This window comes from Sanguibacter suarezii NBRC 16159 (assembly GCF_001552735.1).
GTDB classification, from domain to species: domain Bacteria; phylum Actinomycetota; class Actinomycetes; order Actinomycetales; family Cellulomonadaceae; genus Sanguibacter; species Sanguibacter suarezii.
On sequence record NZ_BCRT01000001.1, the window covers coordinates 1 to 19,494 of the forward strand.

The window sequence follows — 19,494 nt, forward strand, 5'->3', positions numbered from 1 at the left end:
CCCCTTGACCTTCACAGGGCGCGACGCGGCGGGAATGTTCCCCTACGCCGTCGGCGCTACTACCGGTCTGGAGTGTGCAGTTAATACACGCGTAGTGGGGGTATCGTCTGATCCAGACGCCATTGCCACCTTTAGCAGATCGCTCACGTTCTGATGTCGGGGAAGGGTCACGCTATGCGCAGGACTAGGAAGACAGTGGTTCTCACCGGATCGTTGGTGGTGGTCGGAGTCGTTGGCACTATCGGGGCGATCGGCGCCGTTGCGGACCGGTCGCCGGCCGAAGTTGCTGCGACCAGCAAGCGGGACATCGTTGTCCAGGAGAACATCTCACAACTCGAGCAGAACTTGACGGAGATAGCCGCCCAGCAAGAGATCGAGCGCACCGAGGGGGCAGCGGCATTCGCGCTGCCTCCAGGGACGTCGTTCGCCGCCCCAGAACCTCTCGACGAGATCAAATCTCAGATCAGCAACCTCGAGGCTACTGAGCGAAGTAAGTCCATTCCGGCCTCAGCAGTCGAGGACCCGACGCTCTACTCGTACGAAGACGGATTCTTCACGTCGCTCATGGCAATCGATTGGAAATGTGCATGGCTCTCAACTGGAGTCGCACAGGTCGACGCTGGCAAGATGGATGAGGTCGCTGAGACCGTAGAGATTCTGCACTCGTTCACCTCGACCGAGTACGCTTTGTCATTTCCTGACTATGACGTGTTTCTGACGAATCACGTCGACCCGCTCCTCAAGGGCGATACTGCGGGAGCGCACCAGTACTTGCCGAACTGCCTAGCCTCGACTCTCGTCGACTGAAGCAACTGACCGTCCAGCTCGACGGCGCTGAAGATCGTCACGAGGACCGGCGGGGCCCGCGCCTCCCTGGATACTGCCGCACGCACACACGACGCGCCCGCCCGGGTGTCCCCGGACCCACCATCGCGGCGACGGGTCATGGCTGGACTTCAAGGGGGCTGCGGCGTCCGGTGCAGCACCGGGGCGTCTACCGCCAGACGGCTCGCACGTATTGCGCCGGCCAGCGCGCCTCGTCGTCGGGCAGCCCCAGGGCGTGGGCGGCGCGCAGTGGCCAGTGCGGGTCGCGCAGGCCTTCGCGGCCGAGCATGACGGCGTCGGCCGAGCCGTCGGCGAGCACCTGCTCTGCCTGGGCCGGGTCGGTGATGAGCCCGACGGCGCTCACCGCGGTCCCGGCGACCGCGCGCACGTCGCGGGCGGCCGGGACCTGGTAGCCCGGGCCTACCGGGATCTGGGCGGGGGCGTTGCCGCCGGTGGACACGTCGACGAGGTCCACCCCGTGCTCGCCGAGGATCTTGGCAACCTGCGCGACGTCGTCGACCGAGAGACCGCCCGGCAGCCAGTCGGTCGCCGAGACGCGGACGAAGAGCGGCTTGGACTCCGGCCATGCCGCGCGGACCGCGTCGGTGGTCTCCACGAGCAGCCGGGCGCGGTTCTCCAGCGACCCGCCGTAGGCGTCGGTGCGGGTGTTGGACAGCGGGGACAAGAACTCGTGCAGCAGGTAGCCGTGGGCGGCGTGGATCTCCACCACGTCGAAGCCGGCCGCGTCCGCGCGGCGGGCCGCGGCGGCGAAGGCCGCGGGAATCTCGGCGATCTCGGCGAGGGTGAGCGCGTGCGGCTCGACCAGACCGGGGAACGGCTCGGGCGAGGGGCCCACGGTCTCCCAGCCGCCGTCGGGCACGGGGACTGAGCCCTGGACGGGCGACCAGGGACGGAAGGTCGACGCCTTGCGTCCGGCGTGGGCGAGCTGGATGCCGATCGCGGCACCCTGGCTGCGGACGAAGTCCACGATCGGCGCCCAGGCCCGGGCCTGCTCGTCGGACCAGATCCCGGCGTCCTGCGGGGAGATCCGGCCCTCGGGGACGACGGCGGCCGCCTCGGTGAGGATCAGCCCGAACCCGCCCTGCGCGCGGGCGCCCAGGTGCACCATGTGCCAGTCGCCGGGCAGCCCGTCGGTGGCCGAGTACTGGCACATCGGGGCCAGCCAGATGCGGTTGGGGACGGTTAGGGCGCGCAGCGTCAGGGGCTCGAAGAGCAGGGGGCGTGTCATGCCCAGTCCAACGGCGCGGGCGGGCCAGCCATTCCCGGCGCAAGCGCTGGTCGGGCGGCTGCGGGCGGCCCGCAGACATCTCCGGCGCGTCGGGTCATTGGTCCCACGACTTGGGGGTGGGACACCGTGATGCTTAGTAGGTGCTCACCATCCCAGAAGCAATGGAGTTCCAGCGGGCCGCGGCCCGGACCAAGGTCGAGTCGACCCGTCGTCCGATCGCCTACACGGTCCAGTCGATGCTCGCCGGCGCGTACATCGGCGTCGCGGTCGTCCTCATGGTCTCGGCCGCGGGGCCGTTCCTCGCCGCCGGGTCCCCCGCGACCAAGCTCGTCTCCGGACTGGTCTTCGGCGTCGCACTGACCCTGGTGATCATCGCCGGCGGTGAGCTCGTCACGTCCAACATGATGACCTTGACCCAAGGGGCCATCGGCGGGCGCATCTCCTGGCGCGAGGGCGGCGTGACGATGCTGTTCTGCTTCGTCATGAACATCGTCGGGTCCTTCGCCTTCGCCGCCTTGGTCCACTTCTCCGGGGTCCTCGGCCCCGAGACCCCGGGCGGCACAATGATCGCCAGCATGCTCACGGCCAAGGGCAGCGAGTCCACGACCGAGCTGTTCTTCCGGGCGATCCTGTGCAACATCCTCGTCTGCCTCGCTGCCTGGTCCGCGGTGCGCCTCACCTCCGAGGGCGCCAAGCTGGCCGTCATCTTCTGGTGCCTGCTCGCCTTCATCACCTCGGGCTTCGAGCACGTCGTGGCGAACATGACGACCTTCGGCCTGGGTCTCATCGGCGGGCTGCCCGAGGCCAGCTGGGGCGAGTTCGCCCGCAACATGGCCGTGGTCGGACTGGGGAACCTCGTCGGCGGCGGCCTCATCGTGGGCCTGGGCTACGCCGTCATCGCCGGCCCGCTGCGCCCCCGCCTCCCCCTCGTGCCCGACGCCGCCAGCGCGCCGGCCGCGACCGAGCCGGTCGCAGTCCAGGCCTGACCTTCCCCTGACGCTTCCTGAGACAACCCCGGCTCAGACCTGAGCCGGGGTTGTCTCACGTCCAGCCGCGCGTCCCCGCGCCTTGGTCACCAGCGCGGCGAGCCGGTCCCTCAGGTCTGCCTCGTCGGGTGCCAGCACGGCCGCCGGGCTCAGCAGGTGGTCGTCCGGGCCGTAGGCGTCCTTGGGGATGTAGACGCAGATGCCCGGCTTGACGAGGTCCACCCCGACGCGGTCGAGCACCTGGGTGATCTGGTCGTAGCACTTGGTCCCGCCGTGCGTCCCGTAGGTGACCAGCAGCCCCGGCAGCCCGCGCCACTCGGCGAAAAGGTAGTCGATGGCGTTCTTCAACGGCGCGGGGTAGCCCCAGTTGTACTGCGGGGTGAGGACGATCATGGCGTCCAGGTCGGTGATCGTGGCCGCCCAGCGACGGGTGTGCTCGTGGACGTAGCCGCCCAGGGAGGCCATCCGCGGTTCGTCGAGGAAGGGCAGGGCGAGCTCGCGGAGGTCGATGGTGACCACCTCGACGCCCAGGTGGTCGCCCTCGATGATCTGGGTGAGGTGCACCCCGAGCTGGCCACCGACCCGGACGGGTCGGGTGCTGGAGACCACCAGGGCGACCCGTGGCGCTCGTGCCGCCTCCGGTGTCATGCGCTCGCCGTTGCCATGGGCCCATTCGACCACCGAGCACCACCACACACCCGTCGGAGATCTCCCTCCTCAAACCCTGAAGACGCGGTGACAGGCCGCCCCGCGTTGATAGACAGGGCCTGGCACCACCCTCGCCCCGCAACTTCATGACACATCCGCGCCGACTATGTTTTGTGTCCTCCGGTGTGGCCCAGAGCACATTAGACTCCCGATGGGACGAAGGTCCCACTCGCAACAGCGTCGATGCGTACCGGAGGTAGTCGTGCCCCAGGACAACCAGACCACAGGCCTGGAGAACCTTCTCCACGAGAGCCGGTCCTTCCCACCCAGCCCGGAGTTCGCCGCCCAGGCCAACGCCCAGCCCGAGATCTACGCCCGCGCCGCCGCGGACCCCACCGGTTTCTGGGCCGAGCAGGCCCGGGAGCTCCTGTCGTGGAAGACCCCGTTCACCCAGACCCTGGACTGGTCTGACGCCCCCGTCGCGCGCTGGTTCGCGGACGGCACGCTCAACGCCGCCTACAACGCCGTCGACCGTCATGTCGCCGAGGGACGCGGCGAGCGCGTCGCCCTGCAGTTCGAGGGCGAGCCCGGTGACACCCGCAGCGTCACCTACGCCGAGCTCCAGCGTGAGGTCTCCCGAGCGGCCAACGCCCTCTCGGCCCTCGGCGTGGAGAAGGGCGACCGCGTCGTCATCTACCTGCCGATGCTCGTCGAGTCCGTCGTCGCCATGCTGGCCTGTGCCCGGATCGGCGCCCCGCACTCGGTGGTCTTCGGCGGCTTCTCCGCCGATGCCCTGCGCAGCCGCATCGCCGACGCCGAGGCCAAGGTCGTCATCACCGCCGACGGCGGCTACCGCCGCGGGGCCGCCACCGCCCTCAAGCCGGCCGTCGACGAGGCGGTCGCCCCGCGCGAGGGCACCCCGGCGTCGAGCGTCGAGCACGTCCTCGTGGTGCGCCGCACCGGCCAGGACGTGGAGTGGACCGAGGGCCGTGACATCTGGTGGCACGAGGCGCTGGAGACCGCGGACGTGCAGCACACCCCCGTGTGGGTCGACGCCGAGCACCCGCTGTTCATCCTCTACACCTCCGGGACCACGGGGAAGCCCAAGGGCATCTTGCACACCACCGGCGGGTACCTCACCCAGGCTGCCTTCACCCACAGGAACGTCTTCGACCTCAAGGCGGAGACCGACGTCTACTGGTGCACCGCAGACATCGGCTGGATCACCGGGCACACGTACGTCGTCTACGGGCCGCTGGTCAACGGCGCGACGCAGGTGATCTACGAGGGCACCCCCGACTCCCCGCACCAGGGGCGCTGGTGGGAGATCATCGAGAAGTACAAGGTCTCCATCCTCTACACCGCTCCGACCGCCATCCGCACGTGCATGAAGTGGGGCGAGGAGATCCCCGGCCGCTACGACCTCAGCTCCCTGCGGGTGCTCGGCTCGGTCGGTGAGCCCATCAACCCCGAGGCGTGGATGTGGTACCGCCGGGTGATCGGCGGGGACCGGACCCCGATCGTGGACACCTGGTGGCAGACGGAGACCGGGGCGATCATGATTTCCCCGCTGCCCGGGATCACCGCGACCAAGCCCGGCTCCGCACAGACCCCGCTGCCGGGGATCGCGGCCGACGTCGTCGACGACGAGGCCCACCCCGTGCCCGACGGCGGGGGCGGCTACCTTGTGCTCACCCAGCCGTGGCCCGCGATGCTCCGCGGCATCTGGGGGGACCTGGAACGCTTCAAGGACACCTACTGGTCCCGCTTCCCGGGCATCTACTTCGCCGGGGACGGCGCCAAGAAGGACGAGGACGGCGACATCTGGCTGCTCGGCCGGGTCGACGACGTCATGAACGTCTCGGGTCACCGGTTGTCCACGACCGAGATCGAGTCCGCTCTGGTCTCTCACGAGATGGTCGCCGAGGCCGCCGTCGTGGGCGCCTCGGACGAGATGACCGGCCAGGCCGTGGTCGCCTTCGTCATCCTGCGGTCCTCCTTCGCGGCCGGCGCCGACCCGGAGGAGGTCCAGACCGCGCTGCGCAACCACGTCGCCAAGCAGATCGGCCCGATCGCCAAGCCGCGCCGGATCCTCGTCGTCTCCGAGCTGCCCAAGACCCGCTCGGGGAAGATCATGCGACGCCTGCTCCGCGACGTCGCCGAGAACCGTGCGGTCGGTGACGCCTCGACGCTGGCTGACTCCTCCGTCATGGCTCTCATCTCGAGCGGCCTTGCCACACCGGTGGCCTCCGCTGAGGGATGATTGACGCATGACTGACACGAACACCTCGGACCCCGCCGTCATCGACGATCTCGCCCGGACCGCGGTCCGGGTCGGTGACGGTGCCTCGACCGAGGAGATGAACATCCGGTGGGGTGCCCTGTGGCGGGTCGTGCTGGGGCTCAACCGCTGGTTCTTCGTCCGTGACGACTCCGAGTCGCTGCGCCCGGGGACGGTGACCTTCAACGGCCAGCCGGCCGTCCCCGTCTTCACCGACATCCAGCGGGCCATCGCCTTCGCCGACGGCGGTCGGGGCGGGGCGAACAAGGTGTTCGCCTCTCCCCCGGGTGCCCTGCTCGACGCCGCGGACCAGCTCGACGCGGCGGGCGTCGCGCTGCTCGCCTTCAACGTCGAGGACGCGCCGTTCTGCGCGCCGCCCAGCGTCGTGGCGTCCCTGGCCAAGGACCTGGCGCGGCTCAACGCCCAGACGGCCGAGCGGCGCACCAACCCGACGCTGGACCCGAACGAGGAGTCCATCCTCGACGCCCTCGCCGCCAACGCGCGCGAGAAGCCCACCGAGAACGCCGCCCAGGCCGCCATGTGGCAGGAGGTCTTCGCGCTGGAGAACTGGTTCTTCATCCCGCGGGGCAGCCAAGGGGGCTTCAACCCCTACGCGATCACCATGGACCTCGGTCCGGCGGTCCTCGCCTTCACCACCCCCTCTCGGGCTGCGCACTTCGCTCAGACGCAGGGGCTGGAGGGTGCGGACCAGGTGCTGGGCGTCCCGGCGCACGCAGCCGCGGCGGCCCTCGGTGACCTCGCTGCGGCCGGCATCGAGCTGGTGCACTTCGACCCGCAGAACGGCGCCTTCACCACCCGGCTGAGCGACCTGCAGATGATGCTCGGCTACGTCACCGGCAAGCCCTCCGCCCCGACCGCCTGACCTCCCAGCACACCGCACCTCCCGGCTCCCAGGAGCCCGCTGCACCCAGGACCTCGCGCCCACCAGGACGGGCGCGAGGTCCTGTCGCAGGATGGAGGCATGAGCTCTGCTCCGGACAGCCTGCTCGACGACGCGGTCGCCCTGGCACGGTGCTGGCTGGCCACCGCGCAGGAGGAGCCTGCCCGGGCCAGCCGGTCCACCCGCCGCCTGACCGACCTCGTCGCCGACCCCGATGGCCTCGACCTGGCCATCCGCTTCGTCGACCGGGTGGCCCGGCCCGAGGACGACCGCGTCGCCGCTCGGGAGCTCGCCGAGCTGCGCGGCCCGGTCCGTTCCGCCCGGGCCTTCCTCGGTCCGCTGGACCAGTCCTTGCTGCAGGCCGGCGCGGTGCTGGCCCCCGCCCTGCCCGGCGTCGTCGTGCCCGCTGCCCGGGCCCGGTTGCGCCAGCTCGTCGGCGATCTCGTGGCCGACGCCGGTCCGGACCTGGCCTGTCACGTCGCGCGGCTGCGCGCGGAGGGCTTCCGCGCCAACATCAACCTGCTCGGCGAGGCGGTGCTCGGTGAGCACGAGGCCGAGGACCGGGTGCGGCGCCTGCGCGAGCTCATCCAGCGCCCGGACATCGACTACGTCTCGATCAAGACCACCGCGGTGGTCAGCCAGCTCTCCGCCTGGGACACCGCCGACGCCGTGCACCGCATCACCGCGACCGTGCGCCCGCTCTACCTCTGCGCCGCCCGGCACGACACCTTCCTCACCCTGGACATGGAGGAGTACCACGACCTCGCGCCCACGCTGGGCGTCTTCCTGCGCCTCATGGCCGACCCCGAGCTGGCCGCATCGCCGATGGGCGTGGCGCTGCAGGCCTACCTCCCGGACGCCTCCGCCGCCCTGGACACCGTCACCCGTGCGGCCACCCGGCGTCGCGCCGAGGGCGGCGCAGCCGTCAAGGTCCGGCTGGTCAAGGGCGCCAACCTCGCCATGGAGCGGGTCGACGCCGAGCTGCACGGCTGGGCCCAGGCTCCCTACCTGACCAAGGCCGACACCGACGCGCACTACGTCCGCCTGCTCGACCACGCCCTGAGCCCCGAGCGCACCCGGTCCGTGCGGATCGGGCTGGCCAGCCACAACCTCTTCGACGTCGCCCTCGGTCATCTGCTCGCCCGCCGCCGCGGGGTGCGCTCCGGCCTCGACGTGGAGATGCTCCAGGGCATGGCTCCCGCGCAGGCTCGCGCGGTGCGGGACACGATCGGCCCGCTCGTGCTCTACACACCGACCGTCGCCGGGCAGGACTTCGACACCGCGGTGTCCTACCTGGTCCGGCGGCTGGAGGAGAACGCCGCCGGGGAGAACTTCCTGCACGCCCTGACCTCGGCGCCACAGGCGATGGCAGGCCAGGAGCGTGCCTTCCGGGAGGCCGTCGCCGCAGCTGCGACGGTCGCCACCACCCCCCGGCGCACCCCTCGGCCCGCCCCTGCTCCGCCTCCTCCCCGCCCCTTCGCCAACTCTCCGGACACCGACCCGGCGCTGGCAGCGAACCGTGAGTGGGCACGGCGCATCGTGTGCCCGGCCACCGCCCGCGAGCTGCTCGCCGACCTGCCACCCACCCAGGCGGTGGGCACGGCGGACGAGGCGCACGCGGTCGTGGCGCGCGCCGTCGGCCAGGTGCCCGGCTGGGGCCGCACGACGCCGGCCCAGCGGTGGGAGGTGCTGCGCACCGCGAGCCGGCTGCTCGAGGACGCTCGCACGGACCTCGTCGCGACGATGGTCCACGAGGCGCACAAGACCGTCGCCGAGGCAGACCCCGAGGTCAGCGAGGCGGTCGACTTCGCGGCGTACTACGCCGAGCAGGCCCTGGCGCTGGACTCGGTCCCTGGGGCCGTGTTCAGCCCGGAGGGGGTCACCCTCGTCACGCCGCCGTGGAACTTCCCGGTGTCCATCCCGCTCGGCTCCGTGCTGGCGTCCCTGGCCGCCGGAGCGCCGGTGGTCATCAAGCCCTCCCGCCTCACCCCGCGGTGCACCGAGGTGGGGATCCGCGCGGTGCGCGCGGCCCTGGCAGCCCATGGTCACGACCCCGACGTGGTGCAGGTGGTGCGCGCCCTGGACGACGACGCCGGACGCGCTCTGGTCACGGACCCGCGCGTCACCCGGGTGCTGCTCACCGGGTCCCTGGAGACGGCCCAGCGCTTTGCCCGGTGGCGTCCGGAGCTCGCGGTGCTGGCGGAGACCTCGGGCAAGAACGCGATCATCGTGACCCCGGCGGCGGACATCGACCTGGCTGTCGCGGACGTCGTCCGCTCGGCCTTCTCCCACGCCGGCCAGAAGTGCTCGGCGGCGTCGCTGCTCGTCCTCGTCGGCTCCGCGGGGCGCAGCAGGCGGTTGCGCCGCCAGCTGGCCGATGCGGTGACCTCCCTCGCCGTCGGGCAGGCGACCCGGCTGGCCACGACGATGGGGCCGCTCACCGGCCCGCCCTCGGACAAGCTGCTGCACGCCCTGACCACGCTGGAGGCCGGTGAGCAGTGGCTGGTGCGCCCCCGCCGGGTGCCTTCCCTGGTGCCCGGCGACGCCGAGAACCTGTGGACGCCCGGGGTCAAGGTCGGCGTGCGGCCCGGGTCCGCCTTCCACCTCACCGAGGTGTTCGGGCCCGTGCTGGGGGTGATGCGGGCCGACACCCTCGACGAGGCGATCGATCTGGCCAACGCTGTGCCCTTTGGCCTGACCAGCGGGCTGCAGTCCCTGGACGAGCAGGAGATCGCGCACTGGACGGACCGCATCGAGGTGGGCAACGCCTACGTCAACCGGCACATCACCGGTGCGATCGTGGGTCGCCAACCCTTCGGCGGGTGGAAGGCGTCGGTCGTGGGCCCCGGTGCCAAGGCCGGCGGCCCCGGATACGTCGCCCAGCTCGGCGCCTGGCACGACGACGGCGACGTCCCCGACCGCGAGAGCGCACCGCGAGCGTGGCTCGCCTGGGCGCTGGCCGACGACGCCCGCTGCTGGTCCGCCCTCCGCGAGGGCCGCGAGCTGGCCGGGCTGCGGGCGGAGTCGAACGTGCTGCGCTACCGCCCGCTGCCCACTGTGACGGTCCGGGAGGGCGCCGGCGCGCTGGCGGTGGAGGTGGACCGGGTGCTGGCCGCGGCCACCCGGGTGGGGACTTCAGTGACCATGAGCCGGGCGAGCGCCGAGGACGACGCGACCTTCGCCGCCCGGGTGGCCGACGGGACGGTGACCGGGCGCATCCGAGTCGTGGGGAGCGCGCCGGGGCTGCGAGCCGCGGCGGCGGAGCGCACCGGGTCGGTGACCGTGCTGGACCAGCCGGTCGTGGCGAGCGGGCACCGCGAGCTGCTGACGATGCTGCGTGAGCAGGTGGTGTCCAGGACCGTGCACCGGTTCGGGCACGTGCCCGGCGCCGACACCTAGCCGGCGCGGCTGAGGCTGTCAGCAGCGCAGCCGGTCAGAGACCGTCCGTGAGGGCAATCACCGCCGCGAGCACCTCGTCGAAGCTGCGCTCGGGCTGGAAGACCAGCCACTCCAGCCCGGCCACCAGGGTGGCACCGAAGACCGCAGCAGCCAGCAGCGAGACGTCCGCGCCGGGCCGGGCCTCGGCCAGGGCGACGGCGTAGAACTCGATGACCTCGGCACGGATGTGCCCGACGGTCTCCTGCCACTCCCGTCCCACCCGGAACACCTCGGCGGCGAGCAGCTTGGCAAAGTTCGGGTGGTTGCGGATCTGCTCGAGGAGCTCGGCGATCAGCGCGACGAGGGCTTCCTTGCCCACCAGTCCCGCGCGGGCCGCCTCCAGGGTGCTGGTGAGACGTTCCAGGCCGCCGGCCAGCACGGCCTCGAAGACGTCGCTCTTGGACCCGAAGTTGTAGTAGACGCTGCCCTTGGCCACGCCGGCTGCCGCCGCGATGTCGTCGACCGACGTCGCGGTGAACCCTTGGTCGGCGATGAGGTCGACCGCCGCGTCCATGATCTGCTGGCGGGTCCCGGCGCGACGTGCCGCGAAGGCCTTCTCCCGCGGGGTCCTCGAGGCTTCGGTGCCCACCATTCCCACCTGTTCCGCTCGTCGTTGCTCGTCTCGTCCTGGACGTGGCCTGCTGGCCGGGCCGGCCGGGGGCCGGGCTGGTCACCCAGCCCGGCCCGCCGGTCGGCGGTGCGCTCAGATCTCCAGCGCGGGGTGCAGCCGGTCCAGCGTCCAGGTGCGCATCCGTCCTGCCCGCCAGGCGGTGATTGCCAGCGACCCTAGCAGCACGGCCACGAGGTAGATGATGGCGATGCCCAGTCGGCCGTCGACCCCTCCGGTGATGACCTGGCGCAGTCCGTCCACCGCGTAGCTCATCGGCAGGATCGGGTGGATCACCTGGAAGAACGTCGCCGTCGTCTCGACGGGGTACGTGCCGCCGGAGGAGGCGAGCTGGAACATGAGCAGAGCCAGGATCGCCACCTTCCCCGCAGCCGGGCCGAGCAGCGCGATGAGTGCCTGCTGCAGCGCCAGGAAGGTCGCTGCGACGAGCATCGTGAAGGCGATGGTCCCCACGACGTGCTCCATCTGCAGGCCCACACCGAAGTGGATGACCGCGAGCATGACCGCGACCTGCGCCACGCCGATGGCCAGGGCCGGCAGGTACCCGGCGAGCATGGTCCGCCATCCGGCAGCGGGGGTGGCCAGCGCCCGGGTGGGGATCGGCCGCAGCAGCAGCCAGGTGATGAGGGCACCCACGAAGAGGGCCAGCGGGATGAAGAACGGTGCGAAGCCCTCGCCGAAGCCTTCGGCCTGGGCGATGGACGTGTCCTCGACCGTCACCGGTGCCGCGATGACCTCGGCCCGCTGCTCCTGCAGGGAGGTGGAGTCGTCAGGCAGGGCCTCGGCTCCGGAGGTGAGCGCGTCGGTGAGGGTCTGTGCCCCCTCGGTCAGGCTGGTCGTGCCGTCGGCGACCTGGGTGGCGCCGTCGGCGAGCGTGGTGGTCCCGGTGGCCAGCGACTGCGCCCCGGTGGCGGCGGTGCCGGCGCCGGTGGCGAGCTGCTGGGTGCCCGAGCTCAGGCTCGTGGCACCGGTGGCCAGGTCCCAGGCACCCGCGCTGAGCTGGGTCGACCCGTCGGCCAGGACGTGCGCCCCGGCGTCGAGGGTGGTGGCGCCGGTCGCGAGCGTGCTGGCTCCCGCGGTGAGGTCACCGGTCCCCTGCGCGAGGGAGGAGGCCCCGGTGCTGAGGGCGGTCAGTCCGTCGGTCAGGCTCGACGCTCCGGCGGCCACCTGGTCGACGCCGTCGCGCACGGTGGGTGCGGAGGTGCCGGGCTGCAGCTGGGCGTTGATCGCGGCGGCTCCGGCTGAGGCCTTCTGCACGCCGGCTGCCAGGGCCGGCAGGCCGGAGGTCTCGCTCGTGGCGAGCTGCTTCGCGCCGTCGACCAGGGCCTGCAAGGAGGTCGCGGAGGCGGCGAGGTCGGCGTCGGTGGGCAGACCGGCCAGCGTCTGGCGGTTGGCGTTGAGCAGCGCGGTGGTCTCCGGCGAGGTCGGCAGCGCCTCCAGGGCGGTGATGTTCGACTGCACGAGCTGGCGCAGCGCGGGCACGCTGCCGGCGAGGGTGGAGACCTCGGTCTGGGCCTGGGCGACGCCGTCAGACAGCGCCTGGGCGCCGGTCACGGCCGTGCTCATGCCAGCCACGAGGCCGCCGTCGGCGGTGAAGCCGTCCGCGAGGGACTGCGCGCCGTCGGCGAGCTGGTGGAGGCCGTCCTGGGTGGTCGCCGCTCCCTGGGACAGGGTGGTCGCGCCGGTGAGCGCGTCTGCGGCACCGGTGGCCAGGGCCTGGGCGCCGGCCGCGGCGCTGGAGGCGCCTGCGGAGAGGGCGTCCGCGCCGGCGGCGAGGTCGGAGGTCCCTCCGGCGAGGGTCTGCGCACCGGTGCTCAGCGAGGACCCGGCCGAGGCGAGGGTTCCTGCGCCGTCGGCGAGGGTGCCGGCTCCGGTGGCGGCGGCGGTCGCGCCGTCGGCGAGCTCACCGGTCCCGTCCGCCAGGGCGGCTGCGCCGGCCGCTGCTGCGTCCGCGCCGTCGGAGACCTGGCCCGCGCCGTCGGCGAGCAGGCTGCTCGCCGCGGTCAGGGTCAGCGACCCGTCACTGGCCTGGGCAAAGCCGTCCTGAGCACTGCCGAGACCCACGAGCAGCGTGTTCACGGCCTGCGTCCCGATCTGCTCGCGGACCGCGCTCTCGATCTGGGTCATCGCGCTGCCGCCGAGGGTCGTGGCGAGGAAGGAGTTGGCGTCGTTGTAGGTGACCATGAGCTGGGCCGAGCGTGGTGCGTCTGAGGCGGCGCTGGCCACGGACTCCGAGAAGGTCTCCGGGACGGTCACCGCGAAGTAGTACGTGCCGTCACGCACGCCCTCGTCGGCCGCCTCGGCGTCCACCCGGTCCCACTTGAGGTCGCCGCTGTCCACCAGGCTCGTGATCACCTGGTCGCCGAGGTTGACCGCCTCGCCGTCCATCTCGGTGCCGTCGTCGGCGTTGACGATCGCGACGGGCAACTTGTCGAGGTTCCCGGTCGGGTCCCAGAACGCCCACAGGTACATGGCCCCGTAGAGCAGGGGGATGAAGATCATCGCCCCGATCCCGAGCTTGGGCAGCAGACCGCGGCGGAATCTCCGCAGCTCGGTCCCGGTGGAGGCAAAAGACATCACAGGTGTAGATCCGTTCGTGAGGAAGAGGGGCGGTCAGGCCGCGACCGGCTGCGGGCCGGTCGTCAGGGAGACCAGGGTCGGCGGCGTGGACCAGCGCATGGCGGCCACCTCACCGGCGGAGGCGACGGAGCCGACGACGGTCACCCCGGTCGCGGTGATCGCGTCGAGGCGGTCCCAGACGAGCTGGCGGCGGGCACTGTCGTGCACCTGGTCGAGGTCGTCGACGAGGAGCATCGCGGGGTCCTGGGCCATGGCGAGCATGATCCGCAGCAGCATGGCGTCGACCTCGTCGAGGTCCCACACCAGGGTGTCCAGCGCGGGGCGCGTGCGGGGGCCGAAGACCGGGTCCGCGAGCGCGGTGTAGACCTCGTCGGTGACGGCCGGCGTGCGCCGGTACCACGGGGCGAGCCAGGTGAGCCGCTCACGGATCGTGTCACCGACCGTGACGGCGTCGTCGAGCTCGTCGATGCCGCTGAAGCCCGCGATGGCGACCTCGCGCTGGACGGCGCGGCGTGCGCCGTGCCCGCGGCGGACCGGCAGGACCGTGCCCAGGACGGTGAGCCGGCTCACGGCGTCGGGCATCATGCGGCCGGCGAGGGTGAGCAGCAGGCTCGAGCGACCAGCACCCTGGGGGCCCTGCAGCACAACGAGGTCGCCGGCCTCGATGTCCAGGTCGAGCGGGCCGTAGACGAGCCCGCGCGGGCCGTTGAGGGTGAGGCCGCGGGCGCGGACCGCGAGCGGGATCGCGCGGGGCGTGGCGATCGTGCGGGTCGCCTCGGCCGCAGGGCTGGCGTGCTGTGCGACGGGCTGGGTCATGGGGATGCCTCCGGGAGTCTGCCTCCGGCCACTTTTAGACTGACCGGTCAGTACGAAGATACGCCTCGAGATCCGCTCGCACCAGCGCGACCACCCCGCTGACCCTGCGATCTGCGTCACGCGCCCGGCGAACCGTGATGCAATTGCCGGGTGGATGACACCGAGATCGCGGTCGTGACCGGCCCCCTGTCCGACGCCGACGCCCAGGCCGTGCACCGGCTGGCGCGCGCCGCCCAGCACGTCGACGGCGTGGCGCCGCTCTCCGAGCAGCCCCTGCTCTGGCTCACCGACCCGGCCGCACGCGTGGCCCACCTTTTGGTGCGCGCCGCGGACGACTTCGCCGGCTATGCCCAGGTCGACCTGTCCGTCGCCGCGGTGGCCACCGCCGAGCTCGTCGTGCACCCCTTCGCCCGCCGCCACGGCGTCGGCTCCGGGCTGCTCGCCCGGGCCCAGCTGCTCGCCGCCTCCGGGCGGCGCTCCCTCTCCGTCTGGGCGCACGGCGACCTGCCGGCCGCCCGCTCCCTGGCCACCCGGGCGGGCCTGGTCGTGGTGCGCGAGCTGTGGAAGATGGCCCTCGACCTGACGACCTACACCCCCACCCCCGTCCACCTGCCCGACGACGTGCAGCTGACCGCCTTCCGCCCCGGCACCGACGACGAGGCGTGGCTCGCGGTCAACGCCCGGGCCTTTGCGAGCCACCCCGAGCAGGGCCGCCTCACCGCCGCTGACCTGCACGCCCGCATGGCCGAGGACTGGTTCGACCCCGAGTCCTTCCTGCTGGCCCGCCGGGGCGAGGAGGTCCTCGGCTTCAGCTGGCTCAAGGTGGTCGGCGGCGAGCAGGCGAGCACCGGGGAGATCTACGCCCTCGGCGTGGACCCCTCCGCCCAGGGCATGGGACTGGGTTCAGCCCTCACCCGGGCGAGCCTCGACCGGCTGGTCGGGCTGGGGCTGTCCACCGCTGACCTGTACACCGAGGGTGACAACACAGCGGCCATCCGCACCTACACGGCGGCGGGCTTCACCCGGGTCGCCCTGGACGTTCAGTTCGGTGTGGCGTAGGACACCCAAAATTCATCCAGGGATGTCACGATGAACCTATGAGCGATTCGACGACGACTTCCCGCCGCAGCGCAGACACCTCCCCCGGCCGGCCGGCCGGCTCCTCCGGGGCGTCTGCCCGGCCTGGCCCGTTGGACCCGGACCTCGCCGCACACATCGCCGAGCACATCGGCGAGGGCGAAGAAGTCCTCGCCCTCGCCTTCGAGGACCTGCCTCCCCTGCCCGAGGACCGCTTCGGTGACCGCGAACTGAGCTGGCTGGCCTTCAACGAGAGGGTGCTGGAGCTCGCCGAGGACGCGACCCAGCCCTTGCTGGACCGGGTGCGCTACCTGGCGATCTTCGCCTCCAACCTCGACGAGTTCTTCATGGTCCGGGTGGCCGGGCTCAAGCGCCGCATCGCGACCGGACTGGCGGTCACCGCGGCGTCGGGCATGACCCCGCGCGAGACCCTCGAGGCGATCAGCACCCGCGCCCACGAGCTCATGGCCCGTCACGCCCGCGTCTTCTCCGACGACGTGCGCACCGCGCTCGACGCCGAGGGCATCAACCTCGTGCGCTGGGAGGAGCTGTCCGTCCAGGAGCAGGACCGCCTGCACAAGTTCTTCCGCAAGCAGATCTTCCCGGTGCTCACCCCGCTCGCGGTCGACCCGGCCCACCCCTTCCCCTACATCTCGGGGCTCTCGCTCAACCTCTCGGTGCTCGTGCTCAACCCAGCCACCGGCAAGGAGCACTTCGCCCGCGTCAAGGTCCCCGGTCTGCTGCCGCGCTTCATCGCGGTCGACGCCAAGGGCCGCCCCAGCGCGCCCAGCACCCAGGCCACGAACAAGGGGCCCACCTCCTTCGTGCCGGTCGAGGACATCATCTCCCACCACCTCGACCACCTCTTCCCGGGCATGGAGATCGTGGAGCACCACACCTTCCGGGTGACTCGCAACGAGGACGTGGAGGTCGAGGAGGACGACGCCGAGAACCTCCTCAAGGCCATGGAGAAGGAGCTGCTGCGCCGTCGCTTCGGCCCGCCGGTGCGCCTCGAGCTCGCCGAGGGCATCAGCCCGCGCATCCGCCAGCTCCTCCTGCGAGAGCTGGGCGTGGTCGAGGAAGAGGTCTACACGCTGCCCGCGCCGCTCGACCTCACCGGCCTCAACCTCATCGCCGACCTGGACCGCTCCGACCTCCACTACCCGCGGTTCGTGCCCACCACCCACCGCTTCCTGGCAGAGGTGGAGAGCGCCAGCCCGACGGACATCTTCGCCGCCATCCGCGACCGCGACGTCCTGCTGCACCACCCCTACGACTCCTTCTCCACGTCGGTGCAGACCTTCCTGGAGCAGGCCGCCGCCGACCCTGACGTCCTGGCGATCAAGCAGACCCTGTACCGGACCTCGGGCGACTCCCCGATCGTGGACGCGCTCATCGACGCCGCCGACGCCGGCAAGCAGGTCCTGGCCCTGGTGGAGATCAAGGCCCGCTTCGACGAGCAGAACAACATCTCCTGGGCCCGCAAGCTCGAGCAGGCCGGGGTGCACGTGGTCTACGGGATCGTCGGGCTCAAGACCCACTGCAAGCTCTCCCTCGTGGTGCGCCAGGAGCCGGACGGGCTGCGCCGGTACTGCCACGTGGGCACCGGGAACTACAACCCCAAGACCGCGCGGCTCTACACCGACCTGGGGCTGCTCACCTGCGACCCGGACGTCGGCCAGGACCTCACCCGGCTGTTCAACCAGCTCAGCGGCTACGCCCCGCAGTCCCGCTTCCACCGCCTGCTGGTGGCGCCGCGCTCGGTGCGCTCCGGCCTCATCGAGCGGATCGACCGGGAGACCGCCGCGGCCCTGGCCGGGCAGCCGTCCTGGGTCAAGATCAAGGTCAACTCCGTCGTCGACGAGGCGATCATCGACGCCCTGTACCGGGCCTCCCAGGCGGGGGTGCCCATCGACCTCGTGGTCCGCGGGATCTGCGCGGTGCGCCCCGGGGTGCCCGGGCTGAGCGAGACGATCCGGGTGCGGTCGATCCTGGGTCGCTTCCTCGAGCACTCCCGGATCTTCGCCTTCGCCAACTCCAGCGGTCCCGCCCTCAACGAGGGGCCGGCCAGCGGGCCCGAGGTGTACATCGGCTCCGCGGACCTCATGCACCGCAACCTCGATCGTCGGGTGGAGACCCTCGTCCGGCTCGCCGACGACTCGCAGATCGCCGGGCTGATCGAGCTCATCGACGTGTCCATGGCAGACTCCACCTCGTCCTGGCACCTGAGCTCCGACGGCACCTGGACCCGACACCACCTCGATGCGAACGGCGAACCCTTGAGAGACCTCCAGCAAGACCTCATCGCACGTCAGCGACGCCGACTCAGCCTGGGCCGGTGAGCGTGACCTCACCCACCGGGTCGCGGTTCTGGGTGCGTGGGACGACCGGAGTGAGCGACCCCGCGACCGACAAGACGGCCGTCATCGAGTCCGCTGGCGCGCTGGTGTGGCGGGTGCGCAAGGACAAGCTGCAGGTCCAGCTCATCCACCGCCCCCGCTACGACGACTGGTCCTGGCCCAAGGGCAAGCTCGACCCAGGTGAGACCCTGCCGGTGACGGCTGCGCGCGAGGTCGTCGAGGAGACCGGTCGCCCGGTCGTGCTGGGCGTGCCGCTGCCTGGCCTGCAGTACCTGACCCCGGAAGGCGCGGTCAAGCGTGTCCACTACTGGGCGGCCACCCGCGCCGAGGACGGCCCGTCCCTGGCTGCCCGCGCCCCCGTGCCACCGGTCAACCCGGGCGAGATCGACGACTGCAGGTGGTTCTCGGTGGACAAGGCCGCCGAGAAGCTCACCCGGGCCGCGGACCGCATCCCCCTGGCCGCCCTCGTCGAGGAGTACGAGCACGGGCGCCTGGCCACCAAGGCCCTCGTCGTCGCCCGCCACGGCAAGGCCTTGTCCCGCAACAACTGGCATGGGAACGAGACGGACCGTCCGCTCACCCCGACCGGGCACGCGCAGTCGGTCGCCCTGGTGCCGGTGCTCGCGGCCTTCGGGATCGACGCCGTCATGACCAGCCAGTGGCGCCGCTGCGCCGACACGATCGAGCCGTACACCCGCGCCGCGGGCCTCGTGCCGATCAGCAGCGAGCACCTGAGCGAGGTGGACCACGAGCGCTCACCGAGCCGGGTGGCAGCGGTCATCCGCACGCTGCTGGAGTCCGGGACGCCCACCGTGCTGTGCACGCACCGACCCGTCCTGCCCACCGTGCTGGACGTGCTCGGGCAGCACTCCCGCCGGGCGGTCGCGGCCGCGCTGCCGACCAAGGACCCCTTCCTGGAGCCCGGCGAGGCGCTGGTCACGCACGTCGCGCAGAGCTCCAAGGGGCCGCGGGTGGTGGGCGTCGAGCTCATCCGACCGACGCTGCACTGACCGGCCGCGCCCCTTAGGCTCAGGCCATGGCCAGATACTTCGACGTCCACCCGCTCAACCCGCAGCCGCGCACCATCGCGCAGGTCGCGGACATGCTGCGCGACGACGCACTCATCGCGTACCCGACCGACTCGTCGTACGCCTTCGGCTGCTCCCTGGACAGCCACACCGGCGCCGACCGTATCCGCTCCATCCGCCATCTCAGCGACAAGCACCACTTCACCCTGGTGTGCGCGGACTTTGCCCAGCTGGGCCAGTTCGTCATGCTGGACAACGTCGCCTTCCGCGCCATCAAGGCCGCGACGCCGGGGGCGTACACGTTCATCCTGCCGGCGACCAAAGAGGTCCCCCGCCGCTTCGCCCACGCCAAGAAGAAGACGGTCGGCGTGCGCATCCCCGACCACCCGGTCGCCCTCGCCCTGGTCCGCGAGCTCGGCGGCCCGCTGCTGTCCAGCACCCTCCTGCTCGACGACGCGGCCGACCAGGTCACCGACGGCTGGCAGATCAAGGAGAGCCTCGACCACGTGCTCGACGCGGTGCTCGACGCCGGGGACTGCGGGACCGAGCCGACGACGGTCGTGGACTGGTCCAGCGGCTCACCCGAGGTGGTCCGGGTAGGACTGGGCGACCCGAGCCGCTTCGAGTAACGAGCCCGAGGAGCGGGCCGGGCAGCTCCCCCGCCCCGCCCTGGCTCA

The 19,494-nt window shown here is 71.7% G+C and carries 14 protein-coding genes; 9 read left to right on the forward strand and 5 right to left on the reverse strand.

Features of this window, described 5'->3' with window-relative positions:
* Positions 1 to 174: 174 nt before the first annotated feature.
* On the forward strand, positions 175 to 807 hold the full coding sequence (locus SS2_RS00005; protein ID WP_157607130.1) for a hypothetical protein: 633 nt from the start codon (positions 175 to 177) through the stop codon (positions 805 to 807).
* Between the two features lie 187 nt (positions 808 to 994).
* Here the strand turns inward: SS2_RS00005 and SS2_RS00010 are convergent, their stop codons facing one another.
* Positions 995 to 2,074 (reverse strand): NADH:flavin oxidoreductase/NADH oxidase, encoded by a 1,080-nt coding sequence (locus SS2_RS00010; protein ID WP_066460139.1) that lies wholly within the window; start codon positions 2,072 to 2,074, stop codon positions 995 to 997.
* A 140-nt stretch (positions 2,075 to 2,214) separates the two neighbouring features.
* Here SS2_RS00010 and SS2_RS00015 point away from each other — a divergent pair, with 140 nt between their 5' ends.
* Positions 2,215 to 3,060: a formate/nitrite transporter family protein gene (locus SS2_RS00015; RefSeq protein WP_066460140.1), complete on the forward strand. Its 846-nt coding sequence runs from the start codon at positions 2,215 to 2,217 to the stop codon at positions 3,058 to 3,060.
* Between the two features lie 33 nt (positions 3,061 to 3,093).
* Here SS2_RS00015 and SS2_RS00020 read toward each other — a convergent pair whose 3' ends face one another.
* Positions 3,094 to 3,708: an NADPH-dependent FMN reductase gene (locus tag SS2_RS00020; RefSeq protein WP_157607131.1), complete on the reverse strand. Its 615-nt coding sequence runs from the start codon at positions 3,706 to 3,708 to the stop codon at positions 3,094 to 3,096.
* A 211-nt stretch (positions 3,709 to 3,919) separates the two neighbouring features.
* Here SS2_RS00020 and acs point away from each other — a divergent pair, with 211 nt between their 5' ends.
* The 3 genes from acs (at position 3,920) to SS2_RS00035 (ending at position 10,289) form a co-directional block, all read left to right on the forward strand.
* Positions 3,920 to 5,971, forward strand: coding sequence for an acetate--CoA ligase (gene acs, locus SS2_RS00025; RefSeq protein ID WP_083941354.1), 2,052 nt, complete (start codon positions 3,920 to 3,922; stop codon positions 5,969 to 5,971).
* Positions 5,972 to 5,978: 7 nt separating this feature from the next.
* Positions 5,979 to 6,872 carry a hypothetical protein gene (locus SS2_RS00030; protein ID WP_066460144.1) on the forward strand — a complete coding sequence of 298 codons (894 nt, stop codon included), beginning with the start codon at positions 5,979 to 5,981 and terminating at the stop codon, positions 6,870 to 6,872.
* A gap of 99 nt (positions 6,873 to 6,971) precedes the next feature.
* A complete protein-coding gene (locus SS2_RS00035; protein WP_066460146.1) occupies positions 6,972 to 10,289 on the forward strand; it encodes a proline dehydrogenase family protein in 3,318 nt (1,105 codons plus the stop codon).
* A gap of 34 nt (positions 10,290 to 10,323) precedes the next feature.
* On the opposite strand, the gene SS2_RS00040 is transcribed toward SS2_RS00035, so the two are convergent.
* From SS2_RS00040 to SS2_RS00050, 3 genes are all read right to left on the reverse strand, one after another.
* The gene (locus SS2_RS00040; RefSeq protein ID WP_245643229.1) at positions 10,324 to 10,917 is read right to left on the reverse strand and encodes a TetR/AcrR family transcriptional regulator; all 594 of its coding nucleotides are present in this window, start codon (positions 10,915 to 10,917) and stop codon (positions 10,324 to 10,326) included.
* A 114-nt stretch (positions 10,918 to 11,031) separates the two neighbouring features.
* Positions 11,032 to 13,533: a YhgE/Pip domain-containing protein gene (locus SS2_RS00045; RefSeq protein ID WP_066460150.1), complete on the reverse strand. Its 2,502-nt coding sequence runs from the start codon at positions 13,531 to 13,533 to the stop codon at positions 11,032 to 11,034.
* Positions 13,534 to 13,569: 36 nt separating this feature from the next.
* The gene (locus tag SS2_RS00050; RefSeq protein WP_066460153.1) at positions 13,570 to 14,352 is read right to left on the reverse strand and encodes an ATP-binding cassette domain-containing protein; all 783 of its coding nucleotides are present in this window, start codon (positions 14,350 to 14,352) and stop codon (positions 13,570 to 13,572) included.
* 150 nt (positions 14,353 to 14,502) lie between these two features.
* Between SS2_RS00050 and mshD the strand changes: the two genes are divergently transcribed.
* The 4 genes from mshD to SS2_RS00070 are packed head-to-tail and all read left to right on the forward strand — an operon-like array spanning position 14,503 to position 19,446.
* Positions 14,503 to 15,411 carry a mycothiol synthase gene (gene mshD, locus SS2_RS00055; protein ID WP_083941360.1) on the forward strand — a complete coding sequence of 303 codons (909 nt, stop codon included), beginning with the start codon at positions 14,503 to 14,505 and terminating at the stop codon, positions 15,409 to 15,411.
* Between the two features lie 38 nt (positions 15,412 to 15,449).
* Positions 15,450 to 17,771, forward strand: coding sequence for an RNA degradosome polyphosphate kinase (locus tag SS2_RS00060; RefSeq protein WP_083941362.1), 2,322 nt, complete (start codon positions 15,450 to 15,452; stop codon positions 17,769 to 17,771).
* Positions 17,768 to 18,799: an NUDIX hydrolase gene (locus SS2_RS00065; protein ID WP_083941364.1), complete on the forward strand. Its 1,032-nt coding sequence runs from the start codon at positions 17,768 to 17,770 to the stop codon at positions 18,797 to 18,799. Before SS2_RS00060 ends, SS2_RS00065 begins: the two co-directional genes overlap by 4 nt.
* 26 nt (positions 18,800 to 18,825) lie before the next feature.
* Positions 18,826 to 19,446, forward strand: a complete 621-nt coding sequence (locus SS2_RS00070; RefSeq protein ID WP_066460156.1) for an L-threonylcarbamoyladenylate synthase — start codon at positions 18,826 to 18,828, stop codon at positions 19,444 to 19,446.
* Positions 19,447 to 19,494: the final 48 nt, after the last annotated feature.